14 protein-coding genes are annotated in these 17,864 nt (G+C 64.0%); 8 read left to right on the forward strand and 6 right to left on the reverse strand.

Annotation, left to right across the window (positions count from 1 at the left end):
• Window positions 1-194 precede the first annotated feature (194 nt).
• From CFR80_RS06320 to CFR80_RS06330, 3 genes are all read left to right on the forward strand, one after another.
• Window positions 195-986, forward strand: a complete 792-nt coding sequence (locus tag CFR80_RS06320; protein ID WP_110507178.1) for a GntR family transcriptional regulator — start codon at window positions 195-197, stop codon at window positions 984-986.
• Window positions 987-1,099: 113 nt separating this feature from the next.
• On the forward strand, window positions 1,100-2,443 hold the full coding sequence (locus tag CFR80_RS06325) for an NCS2 family permease (protein ID WP_010514491.1): 1,344 nt from the start codon (window positions 1,100-1,102) through the stop codon (window positions 2,441-2,443).
• Window positions 2,444-2,492: 49 nt separating this feature from the next.
• Window positions 2,493-4,259: an adenine deaminase gene (locus tag CFR80_RS06330; protein WP_048855473.1), complete on the forward strand. Its 1,767-nt coding sequence runs from the start codon at window positions 2,493-2,495 to the stop codon at window positions 4,257-4,259.
• Between the two features lie 55 nt (window positions 4,260-4,314).
• On the opposite strand, the gene CFR80_RS06335 is transcribed toward CFR80_RS06330, so the two are convergent.
• Both CFR80_RS06335 and CFR80_RS06340 read right to left on the reverse strand, forming a co-directional pair.
• Window positions 4,315-5,229 (reverse strand): bifunctional 5,10-methylenetetrahydrofolate dehydrogenase/5,10-methenyltetrahydrofolate cyclohydrolase, encoded by a 915-nt coding sequence (locus tag CFR80_RS06335; protein ID WP_010514493.1) that lies wholly within the window; start codon window positions 5,227-5,229, stop codon window positions 4,315-4,317.
• A 12-nt stretch (window positions 5,230-5,241) separates the two neighbouring features.
• Window positions 5,242-5,982 (reverse strand): IclR family transcriptional regulator, encoded by a 741-nt coding sequence (locus CFR80_RS06340; protein WP_010514494.1) that lies wholly within the window; start codon window positions 5,980-5,982, stop codon window positions 5,242-5,244.
• 178 nt (window positions 5,983-6,160) lie between these two features.
• On the opposite strand from CFR80_RS06340, the gene CFR80_RS06345 reads away from it, so the two are divergent.
• The 5 genes from CFR80_RS06345 to CFR80_RS06365 all read left to right on the forward strand — a co-directional run bounded on the left by CFR80_RS06345 (window position 6,161) and on the right by CFR80_RS06365 (window position 11,093).
• On the forward strand, window positions 6,161-6,742 hold the full coding sequence (locus CFR80_RS06345; protein ID WP_048855476.1) for an NAD(P)H-dependent oxidoreductase: 582 nt from the start codon (window positions 6,161-6,163) through the stop codon (window positions 6,740-6,742).
• A 21-nt stretch (window positions 6,743-6,763) separates the two neighbouring features.
• Entirely contained in the window at window positions 6,764-7,618 is an 855-nt protein-coding gene (locus CFR80_RS06350) for a bifunctional 5,10-methylenetetrahydrofolate dehydrogenase/5,10-methenyltetrahydrofolate cyclohydrolase (protein WP_110507179.1), read from the forward strand.
• A complete protein-coding gene (locus tag CFR80_RS06355) occupies window positions 7,611-8,483 on the forward strand; it encodes a methylenetetrahydrofolate reductase (protein ID WP_010514497.1) in 873 nt (290 codons plus the stop codon). Before CFR80_RS06350 ends, CFR80_RS06355 begins: the two co-directional genes overlap by 8 nt.
• Before the next feature lie 100 nt (window positions 8,484-8,583).
• Window positions 8,584-9,879, forward strand: a complete 1,296-nt coding sequence (locus CFR80_RS06360) for a lipase family protein (protein ID WP_110507182.1) — start codon at window positions 8,584-8,586, stop codon at window positions 9,877-9,879.
• 14 nt (window positions 9,880-9,893) lie between these two features.
• Entirely contained in the window at window positions 9,894-11,093 is a 1,200-nt protein-coding gene (locus CFR80_RS06365; RefSeq protein WP_010514499.1) for an MFS transporter, read from the forward strand.
• Window positions 11,094-11,132: 39 nt separating this feature from the next.
• On the opposite strand, the gene CFR80_RS06370 is transcribed toward CFR80_RS06365, so the two are convergent.
• From CFR80_RS06370 to CFR80_RS06385, 4 genes are all read right to left on the reverse strand, one after another.
• On the reverse strand, window positions 11,133-11,738 hold the full coding sequence (locus tag CFR80_RS06370) for a response regulator transcription factor (RefSeq protein ID WP_010514500.1): 606 nt from the start codon (window positions 11,736-11,738) through the stop codon (window positions 11,133-11,135).
• A complete protein-coding gene (locus CFR80_RS06375) occupies window positions 11,735-12,868 on the reverse strand; it encodes a sensor histidine kinase (RefSeq protein WP_157132919.1) in 1,134 nt (377 codons plus the stop codon). The genes CFR80_RS06370 and CFR80_RS06375 overlap by 4 nt, the downstream gene beginning before the upstream one ends.
• A gap of 83 nt (window positions 12,869-12,951) precedes the next feature.
• Window positions 12,952-16,200, reverse strand: a complete 3,249-nt coding sequence (locus CFR80_RS06380) for an efflux RND transporter permease subunit (RefSeq protein ID WP_010514503.1) — start codon at window positions 16,198-16,200, stop codon at window positions 12,952-12,954.
• Between the two features lie 12 nt (window positions 16,201-16,212).
• Window positions 16,213-17,718 carry an efflux transporter outer membrane subunit gene (locus tag CFR80_RS06385; protein ID WP_110507180.1) on the reverse strand — a complete coding sequence of 502 codons (1,506 nt, stop codon included), beginning with the start codon at window positions 17,716-17,718 and terminating at the stop codon, window positions 16,213-16,215.
• Window positions 17,719-17,864 lie beyond the last annotated feature (146 nt).

A 17,864-nucleotide genomic window follows, 5' to 3' on the forward strand; every position in this document is an offset into this window, starting at 1 on the left:
GACTTGGGTTATTGTACGGTCTGGATCATAACGGGAAAATAACAGACAGTGCAATCAGCCGATGGGCCATAATTCCACCCGGCGGGCATCCGCCCCGACGCGCCGCGCATTCCGTTTGCCACCCGGCCATGCCGTGCTAACGGTCATGACGCTTTTTTGAAACAGACCTTCCCCGACAGGTACGCCGCCCGTTCATGCAGACCCCATCCGATCCCAATTCATCACGTGCGCTGCACCACCAGATCGCCCAGGATCTGACCAGCCGGATCGGCCGGGAAGAAGGCTATTGCGACCGGCTGCCTTCGGAATCGACGCTGTGCCGGATCTACGGCGTCAGCCGCGTGACCATCCGCCATGCACTCCAGCATCTGGAAAATGCCGGGCTGGTCTGCCGCAGGCAGGGCAGGGGCACGTTTGTCGTCCCGGCGGCAGAACGCACGACAGCCCCGCAGCCTGACCCGGTCATGGGACTGAGCGACATCCTGCAGGCGCGCGGCATGAAGGTGGAAACGGAACTGCTGGCGTTCGGACTGGAACCCGCACCGCCGGAGGTCATGGCGGCGCTGGAACCCGACGGGCAGCAGGCCCTGCTGCTGCGCAGACGGTACCTGATCGACCACGTGCCGGTCGCGCTGACGGAAGTGTACTATCCGCCCGCCTTCCGGGCGTTCATTTCCGAACATGATGCCCGTGTCCATTCATCACCCCGGCTCATGGTGGATCATATCGGCCTGCGGCTTGGCCGTACCCACCTGACAGTGGACGTAACGGAGGCCCGGCATGCCCTGGCGGCCGAACTGGACCTGCCATGCGGCAGCCCGGTCATGGTCATGCGCCGCATAACCTGTGATGACGCGGGCACGGCGTGCGAGCACAGCACCCTGCTTGCCCGGCCCGGCATTGCGCGGCTGTCCATCAAGGCCCATGGCGGCAACCTGCCCGATACCGACTTCGTACCCCGTGACCCGTGGCCGCCTGCCGGGTAGCCCGTACGGAAAAAGGCTGCATTCGGTTGTTGATTGTCAACCGAAACGAATATAAGACAAGTTAATACAAGTCGCATGCCACCATGGCACGCGCCACGGTTGCCGGAGTGTCAATGAAGACAAATCTGCTGGAACGCCTGTTTCACCTGCGGGCAGCCGGAACCACCGCCGGGCGGGAAGTCCTGGCCGGGCTGGGCACGTTCGCGGCCATGGTCTACTGCGTTGCAGTCAATCCTGCCATCATGAGCAACGCGGGCATGGACCGCGCCAGCGAACTGACGGCCACCTGCCTGATCGCCATCATCGCATCCGCCACGATGGGGCTGCTGGCCAACCTGCCGCTGGGCCTTGCGCCCGCCATCGGATCAAACGTGGTGTTCGCCGTTGTCATGGTCCAGCAGATGGGCGTGCCGTGGCCCGCGGCGCTGGCCATCGTGTGCCTAACGGGCATCGTGTTCATGATCCTGACGGTGACAAGGGTGCGTGAACGCATGGCCGACGGCATGCCCGACTGCCTGCGGGTGGGCATTCAGATCGCGGTCGGGCTGACCATCATGTTCATCGGCCTGCGCAATGCAGGTTTCGTGGTGGCCAACCATACGACACTGGTCACCATGGGCGCGCTGTCCAGTCCCGCCGTCATGCTGACATTTGCCGGGCTGGTCATTACCCCGGCGCTTGTAGCGGCCGGCGTGCCGGGGGCGCTGATCATCTCGATTGCGGGGCTGACCGTCATCGGGCTGTTCGTGCCAGACGGGCATGGCGGGACGATCACCCACTGGCCCACGCGCATGTTCGCCATGCCCGTCTGGCCATCGGCCACGGCATTCCACATGGACCCGGGCTACATCTTCCACAATTTCTTCTACGTCCTGCCTGTCATCATCTTTTTCCTGTGCACGGAACTGTTTGGCACGCTGGCCAACCTGCTGGGCATTGCCAGTGCGGGGGGGATGCTGCGCAAGGACGGATCGATCCCCAATGCCACGCGGGCCTTTGCGGCTGATGCGGCCGGGACGATCCTGGGGCCGGTGCTGGGTACGGCGGTTGTGGCGGTCTATCTGGAATCCGTGATCGGGGTGCAGATGGGCGGGCGCACCGGGCTGGTGGCCGTGGTGATCGCGCTGGGATTTGTCGCGGCCCTGTTCCTGTGGCCGCTGTTCATGATCATCCCGCCACAGGCGACCACGCCTGCGCTGGTCATGGTCGGGATCCTGATGTTCGGCGCCATATCGCGGCTGGACCTGAAGGACATGACACAGTCCGTACCCGCCATCATGACCTTCATGTTTGCGGTGCTGACAGGCAACCTGCTCAACGGCATGGCCTTTGGTACGTTTTCCTACATCGTCATGAATGTCGCGGCCGGGCGGTGGCGTAACGTCACGCCCACCGCGTGGGGCCTCGGGCTGATCATGGCGCTCTTTTTCATCGTCAGCATGAGCATGCGCCATTAACGCACGGCCATGTGGCGACCCATCCTTCCATCATGAAAGAACAGGACATATGAGCTCACCATATCCCGACCTGAATGATCCAGCGCTGCGTGACCGGGCCGTCCGGGCGGCACAGGGGCAGGAGGCATTCGATACCCTGCTGGTCAACGGCCGCGTAGCCGACGTGGCGACGGGTGAGGTCCGCGATGCGGATGTTGGGCTGGTCGGCCCGCTGATCGCCAGCGTCCACCCGCGCGGCACCTTTCGCGAAGCGGGCGAGGTCATCGACCTTGGCGGGCGTATTGTCGCGCCCGGGCTGATTGACTCGCACCTGCATATCGAAAGTTCCATGGTCACGCCACGTACCTATGCCGGCGTTGTCGTGCCGCAGGGGACGACCACCATCTGCTGGGACCCGCATGAAGTGGGCAACGTGGGCGGGCTGGAGGCGGTGCGCTGGGCCATTGCCGCATCGCGCGGGCTGCCGCTGCGCATTATCGTGCTGGCGCCATCCTGCGTGCCGTCCGCACCGGGGCTGGAGCGTTCTGGGGCTACGTTCGACGGCACGGCCATGCAGGAAATGCTGTCCTGGCCGGAAGTGGGCGGTGTGGCCGAGATCATGGACATGCGCGGCGTGCTGGCGCGCACCCCCCTCATGCGCAGCATCACGCAGGCGGGGCTGGACAGTGGCAAGCTGGTCTGTGGCCATGCGCGCGATCTGGCAGGCAAGGGGCTGCAGGGCTTCCTTGCGGCGGGGATTGAATCCGACCACGAGATCACCAGCGAGGCCGACCTGCTGGAAAAGATCCGCGCGGGCATGACGATCGAACTGCGTGTCTCGCACGAGGACATCCTGCCGCAGGCGGTGGCCCTGTTCCACAAGCTGGGATACGTCCCGCAGACCGTCACCCTGTGCACGGACGACATCTTCCCCGATGATCTGGTCAGCCGTGGCGGCATGGCGTACATGCTGCGCCGGCTGGTACAGCTCGGGCTGGACCCGGTCCAGGCACTGCGGGCGGCGACGTTAAATACCGCCATGCGCCTGCAGCGCCGTGACCTTGGGCTTGTCGCACCGGGGCGGCGGGCCGATCTGGTTGTGTTTGACGACCTGACGGAATTCCGGGCGCATCACGTCTTTGCATCCGGCCGCCACGTGGCGGAAAACGGGGAACTGTGCGAAGCATTGCGGCCCGATCCCGTTGCCGCGCCGACCGAGACCATGAAGCTTGCGCTGACGACGGAGCAGTCCTTTTACATCCGTGCCAGCGGAACCCATGCCCGCGTGCGCACCGTGGCAATACCCCGTACCACCCGGTGGGGTGAACGTGATGTTGCGGTGAAGGACGGCCATGTCGTCATTCCTGAGGATGCGGCGCTGATGGCCGTGTTCAACCGCTATGGCGCATCCGACGTGCCGGGCCTTGGCATTCTGGAAGGCTGGGGGGAATGGTCGGGCGCGGTCGCGACCACCGTGCTGCATGACAGCCATAACCTGGCCGTGATCGGCCGGGGGGAAGCGGACATGATGCTGGCCGCCAATACCCTGATCAAATCGGGCGGCGGCATGGTGGCCGTGCGGGACGGCAAGGTGCTGGCGCATCTTGAACTGCCGGTCTGCGGCCTGCTGTCGGCTGCCGCGCCAGAGGAGGTCGCCCGTCAGTTCAACGCCGTACGCGACGCCTGTGCATCCGTCACGACATGGAACGGCCATACCGCCGTCATCAAGCTCATGATCGGTGCAAGCCTTGCCTGCAATCCCGGCCCGCATGTGACGGATATGGGCATTACATCGGGCATGACCGGGGAAGTCGTGACGGACTGCGTGCTGGCCTGATGCGTGCATCCGCCGCCGGGTGGACAACCGCCCGGCGGCGGATTGCATGTCCTGATTACAGACGCAGCGCCTGATAGGCGGGCAGGGTGGTCAGGTCGGGATAGGTAAAGTCCACTCCCGCCTGCCTGCTGGCGGCATGTACCGTGTTGGCCAGCAGGATGCCCGTCGTCATCGGGCCGACACCATCGGGAACAGCCGTAATGGCAGCGGCCTGCTGCGCCACGGCAGCCACATCGATGTCACCCACCACACCCGGCCTGCCGGTCGGGTCGGCATTGATGCCAATGTCAACCAGCACCGCACCGGGTGACACCCATGCTGCATCCACCAGCCCGGCATGGCCGGCAGCCGCGAAAATGACCTGCGCCCGACGGGCATGGTCCGCGATGTCACGGGTCCGGATATGCACGATTTCCACCGTCGCCCCCCGGTCGAGCAGCTGCAACGCCAGTGGGCGGCCTACACTGGCCGATGCCCCGATCACGGCGCAGTTCACGCCGGCAAGATCGCCCAGCATCCCTTGCGCCAGCATCACGGCCGCCGTGGCCGTGCACGGCAGATAAAGCGGTGTTCCCGCCATGACCCGGCCCAGATTGAGCGGCTGCTGGCAGTCCACGTCCTTGTCCGGGTCCATCTGCGCCATGACCTGCGGCACACTTGTGCCAGCGGGCAGGGGCAGCAGCACGATCATGCCATTGACCCCGGGCGTGGCCGACACGGCCGCGACCTGCGCACATAGCGCCGCGCCATCCATCCGCGTATCCAGCGGCACCTCGTGGCAGGTGATGCCGGCCTGCGCGGCAGTGGCGCGGATGCGCGCGGCATAGGCAGCACTCCCCGCGTTTTCAGCCGCGCGGACAATAGCCAGCACGGGCGGTGCACCCGTCACCTGCGCCGCGCGCCCGGCGGCGGGACGCAACGCGCCCAAAAACGCATCCAGTAATGGGCGGCTGTCGATAATACGCATCATGATGATGTCTCCCTACAGGGCAGTGGCAATGTAGCGCGCGCATTTCTGCAGGTTTGGCACGATGACGCCCAGCAGGTGGTCCATGTCATACTGCCCATCGGGATAGACAATGCCCAGCGCCCCGACCGCGTCATCCGTCTTCAGCCCGAAGGCGGGCACGGCAATGGCGCAGAAACCCCGGTCATCCGCATTGGTCATATGGGCAAATCCCCGGGCGCGGATGGTGGCAAGAACAGGTGCCAGCGCCTGCCTGTCAGGCATGGACAGGCCGCAGGATGAGGAAGGGACGTCGTCCGCCGCACGGAAGGCCAGCGTGGCCTGCCCCATGGCCGTTGTCGCAAGCGGCAGGCTGCTGCCGATGGTATAGCCCGCTGTCTCGATCTCGGCGGAGGTCGGGGCATGGACGACATAAATCAGTTCAGGGCCCGACAGCAGCGCCAGCGAAATCGGTTCCCCCAGCACGACGGATTCCTCACGCAGGACAGGGCCGATCAGTTGCCCCACCGAACGGCTCTGCAGGAAACCCAGGCCCAGCTTGAGGGTCTGCGGTGTCGGCATGTAGAGGGCATTGTCCACCGTGACATATCCCAGCGTTTCCAGCGTGCGGACCAGCCGCCGCGTCGTGGCGCGGGTATAATTCAGCTTTCGGGCCAGATCGGCCATCGTCATGCCTTTTCCGCCCGCATCGAATGCGCGGAGAACGGCCAGCCCCTTGGCGAAGGTCAGGGAGGTTTCGGGATCGGCTTCGGTCATTTCAATCCGTCAGGACAGGTGGGAAGGGAAACCGCAACCAGCAGGCATGCGGGCGGCAATGATGCAGCTTCGAAATAATGTCTTGCGCGAGAAAATCATATCTGACTAACATAAATCAATAACGAACTTATGTTCGATTTTCGAACACATTCTTCCACCATGTCGGTCAGGCTGCGCCATGAAAGTACACGTCATCTATGCCCATCCCCTTACGGACAGCTTCAACGCCGCCCTGCATGAACTGGCGGTACGCTCCCTCAAGCAGGCCGGGCATGAAGTGGATGACCTTGATCTTTATCGGGAAAACTTCAATCCGGTCCTGAGCGCGGAAGACCGGGAGATCTATCATGATCCCGCCATCAACCAGAAGCACGTGGCCAATTACGTGCGCCGCCTGCAGACGGCCGAAGCACTTGTGCTGTGCCACCCGGTCTGGAATTTTGGCTGGCCCGCCATCCTCAAGGGATATTTCGACCGCGTCTTCCTGCCTGATGTATCGTTCAAACTGATCGACGGCGTACTGTCGCCCGGTTTTTCCAACATCCGGCGCGTCTCGACCATCACCACCTATGGCTCCCCACGGCACCGGGCGTTCATCCTGGGTGATCCGCCGCGCAAGAACGGCACCCGTTTCCTGCGCGCTGTCATGAACCGCCGGGTCAAGGTGGATTATCTGGCGCTTTACAACATGAACAACACCACGCTGGCAGCGCGCGACCGTTTCATGGGGCGCGTCAGGAACACCATGCTCAGCTACTGATCGCACTGAAACGGCGGAACGATGATGGCCACCCTTTTCAACCTCGACCTCATCACGGCACGGCTTATGGACAGCGCCCGGCAGCGCGCGGGGGAACTCGCGCGCCGGGGTGTGACACCCGCGCTCGCGCTGCTCAGTGTCGGGGCCGATGAACCGAGCCGCCTGTATATTTCCCGCAAGGTGGAAAACTGCCGTGACGCGGGCATTCATGTCGATGCGCACGACCTGCCGCCCACCATCGGGCAGGCCGCGTTACTGGAGCATATCGCCCGGCTGAATGCCGACCCGCTGTATCACGGCGTCATGGTCCAGTTGCCGTTGCCGCCCCACCTGGATGCGCGCGCCATATGCCGCGCCATTGCAGTACACAAGGACGTGGATGGACTGCATCCGTACAATATCATGGCGCTGCATGATGCAACGCCCGGCATCATTGCATGCACCGTGCGCGGGATCGCCCACATTCTGGCCCGGGTTCACCCGGACCTTGCGGGCCTGCAGGTCACGATCATCGGGCGCGAGGAACTTGTCGGGCTGCCTGCGGCCCTCCTGCTGGGGGGCAGAAGCGTGCATGGCAATGCCGATGTCACGGTCGTGCACAGCCGGTCGCGCAATATTGCGGACAGCACGCGGCAGGCGGACATCGTCATTGCCGCCGCTGGCGTTCCCGGCATGCTGACACCCGGCATGCTGCGCCCCGGTGCAACCGTGATTGGCGTTGGCATGACCTGGCATGATGGACGGATGACGGGCGACCTGTCTGCGGACATGACCATGCATGATGGCTGGATCACACCGCCCGCTGAAAGTTTTGGCGGCATGACCCGCATGATGCTCCTGCACAATATCCTAGATGTGGCGGCCACGAATGTCTGATCCCAAATTCCGCGCGGCGGTTGACCGCACGACCCGGCGTCTGGTGCATGAAAGCTCCATCGAAATGACGCCCGCCTATGTCAGCACGACACGGCGGCGGCCCGATGCGCTGCCACCCGGCACCACCGTTTTCATAACCTGGCTGACGGGCATGCCGTTCGGGCCCACGCTGGCGGCCTGCCATACAATACGGCAATGGGGCTGCGTGCCCGTGCCGCACCTGCCCGTACGTGCCATAACCGATTTGCCCATGCTGCAGATGATCGCGCAGGCCGTGACACAGGAACTGCAGACGGACCGGGTACTGCTCATCGCCGGCGGCGGGGCGACACCGGCAGGCTGTTTTGCCGATACGGTTGCAGTCCTGCGCACGCGCGTTCTGCAGGACAGCGGCATACGCCGGATATACGTGGCCGGCCACCCCGAAGGATCGCCCGTCATGACACCGGAAGAGGCGCTGTCCTTCCTGCGCATGAAGCAGGACATCGGCCAGAAGGACGGTCTTGATATCCGTATCGTAAGCCAGCTCTGCTTTGATCCCGGCCCGCTGCTGCAATGGGAACGGGGGCTGCGCGATAACGGGATCACCCTGCCGGTACATGTGGGATTGCCCGGCCTGATTTCCCCGCGCATGCTGGTCCGTTATGGCCTGAAATGCGGGGTCGGGCAGTCACTGCAGTTCCTGAAGGGCCAGCGCCACCGGCTGCATCGCTGGTTCTGGCCCGGCGCGCCCGAACAGGTGATCCAGCCCGTCGCCCGGGCGGTCGCCGGTGACGGGAATTCCCTGTTCCAGGGCTTCCATTTCTTTCCATTCGGGGCCGTGGCGCGTACGCTGGGCTGGCGGGAGGCCAGCGGCAGGCCATAGGACACATGCCGCCATTGGCGTATGGCGGCATAATTCATCTTCAATACGTTACGTTATCGTCATAGTCTTCTCCATTCATTCGTTCATCCGGGATATGCCCATGTCCGATACGCGTCCCTTCTTCCTGTCACTTCTGGCGACCTGCGCCATCATGGCGGCCACACCGGCCCCTGCCGCGACGCCGCCAAACGCGGTCAGTCCGTATGGTGATGGCGGCGTCAGCGCCTTCTACGACACCGACGGGGTAACGCTGCCCGCACCCGGCACCATGATCCGGACGGAAGACATGGACACCGCCCACCTGCCGGACGGGGCCACGCGCGGCATCCGCACGCTGTACAGCGCGACAAGCGGGGTGGGGGCGGCCACGACCACTGCCGTCTCGGGCCAAATCCTGCTGCCACGCGGCAAACCACCCAGGCATGGCTGGCCTGTTATTGCATGGGAACATGGCACAACCGGGGTGGCAGATGTATGCGCGCCGTCATGGCGGGGCTATTCATCGCGCGACCGGGCCTATCTGGCGCGCTGGCTTGCCGCCGGCTTCGCCATTGTCGCAACGGACTATCAGGGACTGGGCACGAAGGGGCCACACCCCTACCTGCTGTACCGTCCCGAAGGCTACAGCGTGCTGGATGGCCTGCATGCGGCGCTGAAGCAGTTCCCCATGCTGCTGCGCAACAGGATCGTGCTGGTGGGACAGTCGCAGGGATCGGGTGCTGCACTGGGCACGGCATGGCTTGCGCCCACCTATGCCCCGGACCTGAACATTCTGGGCGTGGTGGCGACGGGTGTCGTGGCCGGGTTCAGGGTTCCCGCCAATGCGCCGCATTCCCCCATTCCCGCCGTGTATACCGACCCGACACAGATGGATTCAGCGTTTGCCATGCTGCGTGTGGAAGGCACGGACCAGAGCCTGAACCCGACACGGGACGCCAGCACGGTGCTGACGCCGGAAGGGAAGGATTACGCCCGGCAGGCCCAGACGTCGTGCCTGCATAACCTGTTCGACTATGCGGCGAAGAAGCACATTTCGTCACCCGCGCTGTTCAACGCGAAACTGGCGGATTATGAAAAAAGCCATGAGGACGCGTTCGAGATCCCCGATGGCCATATCCACATGCCTGTCTTTGTCGGCACCGGCCTGGCGGATGGCGAAGCCGGAACCGCGGGACAGTACAATGCGGTGGCCGCGATGTGCGACGCGGGCACGACGGTCAGCTGGCATGAATATCCGGGGCTGACCCATAACGGCGCGGTCAATGTCTCGGCGCAGGATTCCCTGCCATTCGTAAAACGGCTGATGAAGGGGAAGCATATCGCCAGCACCTGCGCCACGCTGGCGCCGCCGGGCCCCATCCAGCAGGCAACACCGGGCATTCCCTGGAACAACTGAAAAGGCGAACGGTCATGAACCGGGACAAGACGTTCAATATCGGCCTGATCCTGATCATCTACCTCTATGCCGCCGCGTCCATGGCGGTGGTGGGCCTGGTCGTACCGTTCATCCATACCATAGCGGACATCCAGCATGTCTCGCCCGGCGTGGTGGGCAAGGGCCTGTCCTTCTTTGCACTTCCCGCCGCGATCCTGTCCTTCATATTCGGCATGACCGTGGACAGGATCGGCGTGAGCAGGAGCTTCGCGCTGTCCGTCTTCCTGACGGTGGCGGGCGATGTCCTGCTGATGAGCGCGCATGATATCTGGCCCTTCCGCATCGGGCTGATGCTGGCGGGGTGCGGGTTTGCCTATGCCACCACCACATCGCCCGCGCTGCTCATGAACTACCTGCCGCAGGACATGCGGTCACGCGCGCTGGCCTTCTGGTCGACTTTCGCGCCGGCGGGCTATTCCGCCGGGCTGCTGCTGGCGGTGCCCTTCCTGCACAATGGCAACTGGGCCATGGCCTGCCTGTTCCATATCGGGCTGATGGTCATCGCCCTTGTGGGGGGGTGGATGTTCCTCATGCGCCTGCGTGAAGACGGGCCAGCCCGCGAAGCCGCGGCCACGGAAAACACACCACAGGTGCGCCCGGCCTTTGCACGGGTGCTGACGCTGTCACTCAGCGTGGCGCTGCCCAACGGCATTGCCTACGGGACCAGCCTTGTCGCCCCGACCTATCTTGCGCATGCCCATTCCGTAAGCCTTGGCACCACCTCGACCGAAGTGGCGCTGATCAAGATTGTCGTCATGCTGCTTGGTGGTGGCCTGATCAGCCTGCTGGCCAGCACGCAGCAGCGTGCGCTCATGCTGTTCGTCATCATGGCGGCTGTGGGGACGGGGGCGCAGTTCATGCTGTTCTTCCCGCCTTCGGGCATCATCCTTGCCTCTGTCGGGCTGTTCGTATGGATGTTCGCCTATAGCAGCCTCAGCGGCAGCGCCATGTCCCTGTTACCCGCCGTGGCCGGCAGCGGCAACGCGCGCGGGGTGGTATCGGGCATTGTGGGGCAGTTCATATCGGTATCGTCCGTGCTGGTGCCCTCGCTCTATTTTTCCACGACGACATGGACCGATTACTTCCTGTTTGCCGTCATCGCCCTGGTGGCGGCCACGGCATTGCTGTTCCTGACCTATCGCGCCATCCGCCAGCCGCGCCTGGCCGTCGCCTGACGGAACCGGCTGGCGGCCCGGCGGGCTATGGCCCGCGGGTCACAGCCACCCGTTGGCGCGGGCAATGCGGCCAGCCTCGATCCGGTTGGCCGCCCCCAGCTTGCTGGCCGATTCAGACAGGTAGTTGCGCACCGTGCCCGGCGACAGGTTCAGCGCAAGCCCGATGGCCTTGTTCGACAGGCCTTCCTCGGCCAGGCGCAGGATCTCGCGCTCGCGTTCGTTCAACGGGTCGGGTTGGGCGTCCCATGCGGTCTCGATCAGTTCGGGGGCCAGCACGTTGCGTCCGGCGGCAACCTGTCGCACGGCGTCCGACAGCACTTCGATCGGGCTGTCCTTCAGCAGGTACCCACGCACCGATGCCTCCATGGCGCGACGCAGGTAACCCGGCCGGCCAAAGGTCGTGACGATCAGGACCTGCGTCGGCAGGTTGTGCGCATGGATATGCCGCGCAACCTCGATCCCGGTGCAGCCGGGCATTTCAATATCCGATACGATCACGTTCGGACGCAGTGTCTCCACCAGTTTTATGGCGTCATGCCCGTTGGTGGCCTGCCCGATGACCTGCATGTCCTCTTCCAGTCCCAGCAGGGCTGCAACCGCACCCAGCACCATGGTCTGGTCTTCCGCAATCACGATGGAAATCATGCCTGTTCTTCCCGCATGCGGGCCAGCAGGCACGTGCCCTGCCGGCTGCTTTCTATAACAAGTTCCCCCCCGGCCGCCTGCAGCCGCGCCTGCATGCCCGACAGGCCACGTCCGAAACGGTGGGGGGAGGTTCCCGTTCCGTTATCCAGTACCGACAGGGTAATGACATGCCGGCCCGACAGCAGGCGGATCGTGCTGGCCGTGGCACCGGAATGGCGGATGATGTTGGTCACGGCCTCCCGCAGCGCCATGGCGAGAACGGCATCACAGGGCGCGGGGACGCTTTCGAACGAACCGGACACCGTGCATTTTATGCCCGCCGCCTGCAGGGCCGCGCGGGCATGCCCCAGTTCATGGATCAGGGTTGCGTTCGTCATGCCCGTCAGCGCCGCACGCAGTTCCGTCAGTCCCTGCCGGGCAATGGCGGCGATATTGCGCACTTCTTCCGTCGCACGGGCGTCATCATGCGGCGCAAGCCGCGCGGCCAGATCTGCCTTCAGCGCGACAAGGGTAAGGGTCCGGCCCAGCAGGTCATGAATGTCACGGGCAATGCGCTCACGCTCGGCCGTACGGCTGAGCAGGCGCACCTCGTCCTGCGCGGCCAGAAGCGAGCGGTTCTTGTCCTGCAGCATGGCCGTGCAGATGCACCACGTCCCCACGCACAGCCCCATGATGGTGGTGGGCAGCCAGTTGGGCCAGAATTCGTGTGTAACCCAGACAAACCCGATGATCAGCAGCAGGAAGGAGATGATCGTGACCGCCGCCAGCATGACCGGCCGGGCCAGACCCGCCAGTGCGCAGGCATAGACAATGAAGATTTCCCATCGCCCGTGGAACGGGCTGATCACGAACGCAGCAAGCAGCACCGCGCAGCCATACAGGCAGGGCGTGAAGGAGCGGGTCGTCATGGCTTCCCACACCCCACGCAGGAATAGCGCCGAGATCGTCAGGATACCGATCCCGCCTATGACAAGATCCTGCCGGGTATGGGGCACCCACACCCATGGCAGCGTATAGACCGGCAGGAACAATAGCGAGAGGCATATCGCCAGATGCCACGCCAGACGCGGCAGCCGGTTCTTCCTGCCCGGTGGCGGCAGGCCGACGGGGGCAGGGGCATCATCCATCATATCCATGATCCCTCATGCCATGACATGGGGGGCGGGCGCATCCGGCCGGGGTGAAACCGGGCGTGGGCTGTCTTCATGCTACCTTACCCTTTGCTACGGAACCGGCGGGCGCACTGGTCCATGACCAGATAGACCACAGGCGTGGAATAAAGCGTCATGACCTGACACACAACCAGACCACCCAGAATGGCAATGCCAAGCGGGCGCCGCATTTCCACCCCGTAACTGTTGCCCAGAACCAGCGGCACTGCCCCCATGGCAGCCGCCAGCGTGGTCATCAGGATCGGGCGGAAACGCTTGACGCAGGCCATCTCGATGGCGGTGGCCACCGGCAGGCCGCCCTCACGCTGTGCCCTGAGCGCGAAATCAACCACCAGAATCGAATTCTTCGCCGCCATGCCCACCAGCATGATGACGCCGATCATGCCGACCAGCGAAAACGCCTGCCCACACAGCCACAGGCTGCCCGTCGCCCCCAGCATGGCCGACGGCAGGGTGGAAATGATGGTCAGCGGCTGGCTGTAGCTTTCATACAGTATACCCAGCGTAATGTACATCACCACGATGGCCGACAGGAACGCCAGCACCTGGTTGACGATGGCGGCATGGAAGTCGGCAGATTCGCCCACAAACGCCCCGTGCACGCCCGACGGGATGTGAAGGCGCAGCATGCTGCGCTGTATGGCTTCCTCCGCCTGGCTGAGCGATCGGCCAGGCGCCGGGTCAAAGGAAATCGTGCCGGCAATCGCACCGCCCTGGTGGCTGATGCTCAGCGGCGTGCCCTGCCTGCGCAGATAGGTCACGTTGCTCAAGGGAATCATGGTTTCGGTGGAGGACGACACCGCCGAGCCACTGGACGCACCCGCACCACCCGCCAGCCGGTTGGCAATGGAGTTGCGGAAGGACTGCTGGCTTATGGCCGCAAGCCCGGTCAGCGACGCGGCGTCGGTACGGGTCACGCGGATGGTGTTGGACACCGTGCCGCCACCTGCAGATCCGCCCGCGGTCGATATCCACATGTCATGTACGATATCGGGATTTTCACGGTACCGGGCCGCCGTTTCCATGACGACATGATAGGCCGTGAACGGCGTGGAAATGTTGGAGGCCGTCCGCTCCCCATACGCATCGTACAGGGAATTGGAGATCAGCTGCGGCGTGATCAGGTACCGCGCGGCGGTATCGCGCGCGATATCTACCATAAGGGAATCCGCGTTGTCCTCCACCCGCGTGGTGACGCCCATGAGGTCCGGCTCCTGCCGCAGGGCATCCGCCAGACGGGGCACCCAGGTATAGACATCATCCGCATTGTCGGAGTGCAGCACGTAGCTGTAATTCCCGTCATGCTGTCGGCCGCCGCCACCATTCATATCGCCCGCATTGGACAGGTTGACCTGTATGCCCCCGATCGTACGCAGGGACGCGCGCAGGCGCTGGCTGATTTCATCTGGCGTGGAATGGCGCTGGTCACGGTCCACCAGCTGGATGAAGAACTGCGACTGATTGGTCGCTTCTTCCCCCGTCAGGGCAATGACATCACGGATATCCGGGTCGGCGCGCAGCCGCCGCACGACCTCGCGCGTGCGTGCGGACATGGCCTGAAAGGAGATGTTCTGGTCCGCCCGCGCATATCCCTGCATGATGGAAATATCCTGCGCCGGGATCATGGTTTTCGGGATATGGGCCATGATGATGACGCTGCCCACCAGCGTCAGCGGCAGTGACAGGATCACCAGCCACCTGTGGCGCAGCGCATAATCCAGACTGCCGCCATACCATGCCGTGCAGCGCACGAACCCCCGGTCCAGCGCCTGACCCAGCCGGTCGCGCCAGCGATCCCCACGCGCGGGGGCATGGCGGTGCAGCAGGTGCGCGCCCATCATCGGCGTCAGGCTGAGCGACAGCAGCAGCGACACGCTGACAGCCAGCACCAGCGTCATGGCGAATTCGAACAGGATCTTTCCCGGCGTGCCCCCCATGAACAGCATGGGCAGGAACACCGCAACCAGCGAGACGGTAATCGCCACGATGGTAAAGGCGATTTCCTCCGCCCCGGCAAGGGTCGCCTGCATGCGGCTGGCGCCGGCTTCCATGTGGCGGACAATGTTTTCCACCACCACAATGGCATCATCGACGATGAAGCCGGTGGCGATCGTCAATGCCATGAGGGACAGCGTATCGAGCGAAAAGCCCATCAGGTACATGCCCGCCACCGCGCCCGCCAGCGAGATGGGAACTGTAATGACCGGTATGACCGTCGACCGCCACGACTGCAGGAATGCAAGGACCACGACGGTGACAAGCACGATGGCGAAAAACAGGGTGAACTGCGTATCCAGCAGGGCAGCACGGATGGTCAGCGATCGGTCACAGGTAAAGGTCAGCCTGACATCCGCCGGCATGGCCTGCTGCAGCAGGTGCGTGCGTGCCTTGATCTGGTCGGTAATGGCGATCACATTCGCACCGGGCTGCGGGCGGATGATGGCCACCACGGCGGGGTCATCATTGGCCCATCCGGCCCGACGTTCGTTTTCGGGTCCATCCTCCACATGGGCGACATCCGCCAGCCGGACGGGGCGCCCGCTGCGGTAGGCGATGACCAGGTCGCGGTACTGCGCCGCATTCCGCGCCTGATCGTTGGTGGCCAGCGTGAAACGCCGGTCACCCGTCTCGATCACGCCCTTGGGGGTATTGGCGTTGGCCGATGCCAGGGCCGCGCGCACATCTTCATACCCGATCCCGAATTTGTACAGCATCCATGGCTGCACATCCACGCGCACCGCAGGCTTGGCAGTTCCCGCCACCTGCACCCAGCCCACGCCATGAATCTGGGACAGCATGGGCAGAAGCCGGGTTTCCGCCATGTCGCGCAACTGGTACAGCGGACGGGTGGGGGAAGTGAGCGAGGCGATCATGACCGGCATGGAGGCCGGGTTGGCCTTGTAATACTGCGGGGTAATGCGCAGGGTCGGCGGCATGTCGGCGCGTGCGGCCTGAATTGCGGCCTCCACGTCCCGCGCGGCACCATCGATATTGCGCGTGTCATCGAAAAACATGAGCAGGAAGGCAAAGCCGTCGTTTGAATCCGACTGGATCGTGCGCAGTCCGGCAATGGTGCCCAGACGGCGTTCCAGCGGGGTGGTGACGGAACTGGCCATCTGCTGCGGGGAACTGCCCGGCTGGCTTGCGATGACATAGATGACCGGCACCGAGAAATTCGGCATGTCCGCCACCGGCATGGCCCGATACCCCACCACCCCCGCGAACAGCAGGGCCATGGCCATAAGCACGGTGCCGACGGGCCTCAGTATGAAAGGCCGACAGATATTCATGCCCGGTCGTCCCTACCGGTTCGTATCGCGCTGGATGAAGGCTGGAAGGAAGGGATTGTCCTTCTGCAGCGCCGCCTTCGTGGGCAGGCGTGACGTATCCCATCCCCCGCCCAGCGCCTCGACCAGGTTCACGCTGGCCACCATGCGCTGCTGGCGTATGCCCAGCACCGTTTCCGCATCCCCCAGCGCCGTCGTCTCGCTGGTAATGACGGTGGTATAGATCGTAATGCCAGCCTGATACTGGTTGAGGGAAACCTCCACCGTCCGGTTGGCCAGATCCAGCGCCGCGGCCTGACGCACGTCTTCATCGGCCAGTATCCGCAGGTTGGACAGCTGGTCTTCCGTGCTCTGCAGTGCCGAAAGCACGGTCTGGCGGTACGTGGCCACCGCGCTGTCATACTGGGCATCGGCCTCATGCACTGCGGCGGTGCGTGACCCGCCCGAAAACAGGGTTTCCGATGCGGCGGCCCCGAGGGACCAGACGCGGTTGGCCATGCTCATAAGCGAGGTGACCGGATCGCCGCCGCTCTGTTCATAGCTGGCGTTGATGGTGATGTCGGGATAGAACGCGGCCATGTCCGCGCCGATCATGGCATTATATTCCTCCATTTTCCGCTCGGCCGATGCAATGTCGGGACGGCGCTGCAGCAGATCGGCCGGAACGCTGACGGGAATGGGGGGCACCTCACGCGTCAGCGGCGCAGGCGTGATGGTGACATCGGCAGGCGGCCTGCCAATCAGCACGGCAATCGCATGTTCATACTGCGCACGGTTGATCCCCGCCTGTATCAGCGATGCACGGTTCTGTTCCAGCGTCGTGCGCGCCTGCAGCACGGCGGTCGGGTCATTTATGCCCGCGTTGAACCCGTTTTCGGTAATGGCCAGCGCCTGTTCATTGAAATGCACGTAGCGCCTCAGCAGGTCCTGCAGGGAATCCTGATACCGCAGGTTGAAATAGGCGATGGCAAGCTGCGCCTGATATGACAGCGTGGCATTGGCCAGATCGGCGGCACTGGCCTGCGCCGCGGTCACCTGTTCCTGCACCTGCCGCCGGATCTTGCCCCATATGTCCAGATCCCAGCTTGCGCTGGGGCCGATGTCATAGGTGTTATAGGCGGTTCCGGCCTTGGCATAGTTACTGCCTGAGGAAGACAGCGACCCCGCGCCATGCCCGTCACGGTTGAAGCCCAGGCTGCCGCTTATGGTCGGGAAAAGCTGTGCGCGCACGCTGTCGATCAGGGCGCGGGCGTTGCGGTAGCTGGCCTCGTACGCCTTGACGTTCTGGTTGGACAGGGCGACCTGCGCCTCCAGCCCATCCAGCACCGGATCGTTATAGATGCGCCACCACTCCATCTTGGGCCGGGCCGCCATCTGGGGGGATGCCTGCTTCCAGCCCTGCGCGGGCCGCAGTTCCTTGAACTGCGCGGAAATGATGGCGTCTGGCCGGTGATAGCGTGGTCCCACCATGCAGCCCGCCAGCATGAGCGGCAGCACGATACCGTAAAACCTGGAAATCATGCCGGGTCTTTCACGTTGGAGGAAGAGGATGGGCCGCCCTGTCCCAGCCGCCGCGCGAGCTTCTGGCTGATTCCATCCATGAGGAGGTAGATGACTGGCGTAGTGAACAGTGTCAGCAGCTGGCTGACGGCGAGGCCGCCGACGAT

This window comes from Komagataeibacter oboediens (assembly GCF_003207815.1).
GTDB lineage: Bacteria > Pseudomonadota > Alphaproteobacteria > Acetobacterales > Acetobacteraceae > Komagataeibacter > Komagataeibacter oboediens.

Bases quoted from the DNA above. Each gene is read 5' to 3' on its own strand.
- CFR80_RS06345 (WP_048855476.1), top strand. From the start codon at position 6,161: ATGAAAGTACACGTCATCTATGCCCATCCCCTTACGGACAGCTTCAAC.
- CFR80_RS06365 (WP_010514499.1), top strand. From the start codon at position 9,894: ATGAACCGGGACAAGACGTTCAATATCGGCCTGATCCTGATCATCTAC.
- CFR80_RS06375 (WP_157132919.1), bottom strand. From the start codon at position 12,868: ATGATGGATGATGCCCCTGCCCCCGTCGGCCTGCCGCCACCGGGCAGG.
- CFR80_RS06330 (WP_048855473.1), top strand. From the start codon at position 2,493: ATGAGCTCACCATATCCCGACCTGAATGATCCAGCGCTGCGTGACCGG.
- CFR80_RS06350 (WP_110507179.1), top strand. From the start codon at position 6,764: ATGATGGCCACCCTTTTCAACCTCGACCTCATCACGGCACGGCTTATG.
- CFR80_RS06385 (WP_110507180.1), bottom strand. From the start codon at position 17,718: ATGATTTCCAGGTTTTACGGTATCGTGCTGCCGCTCATGCTGGCGGGC.
- CFR80_RS06325 (WP_010514491.1), top strand. From the start codon at position 1,100: ATGAAGACAAATCTGCTGGAACGCCTGTTTCACCTGCGGGCAGCCGGA.
- CFR80_RS06320 (WP_110507178.1), top strand. From the start codon at position 195: ATGCAGACCCCATCCGATCCCAATTCATCACGTGCGCTGCACCACCAG.
- CFR80_RS06360 (WP_110507182.1), top strand. From the start codon at position 8,584: ATGTCCGATACGCGTCCCTTCTTCCTGTCACTTCTGGCGACCTGCGCC.
- CFR80_RS06355 (WP_010514497.1), top strand. From the start codon at position 7,611: ATGTCTGATCCCAAATTCCGCGCGGCGGTTGACCGCACGACCCGGCGT.
- CFR80_RS06335 (WP_010514493.1), bottom strand. From the start codon at position 5,229: ATGATGCGTATTATCGACAGCCGCCCATTACTGGATGCGTTTTTGGGC.
- CFR80_RS06370 (WP_010514500.1), bottom strand. From the start codon at position 11,738: ATGATTTCCATCGTGATTGCGGAAGACCAGACCATGGTGCTGGGTGCG.
- CFR80_RS06380 (WP_010514503.1), bottom strand. From the start codon at position 16,200: ATGAATATCTGTCGGCCTTTCATACTGAGGCCCGTCGGCACCGTGCTT.
- CFR80_RS06340 (WP_010514494.1), bottom strand. From the start codon at position 5,982: ATGACCGAAGCCGATCCCGAAACCTCCCTGACCTTCGCCAAGGGGCTG.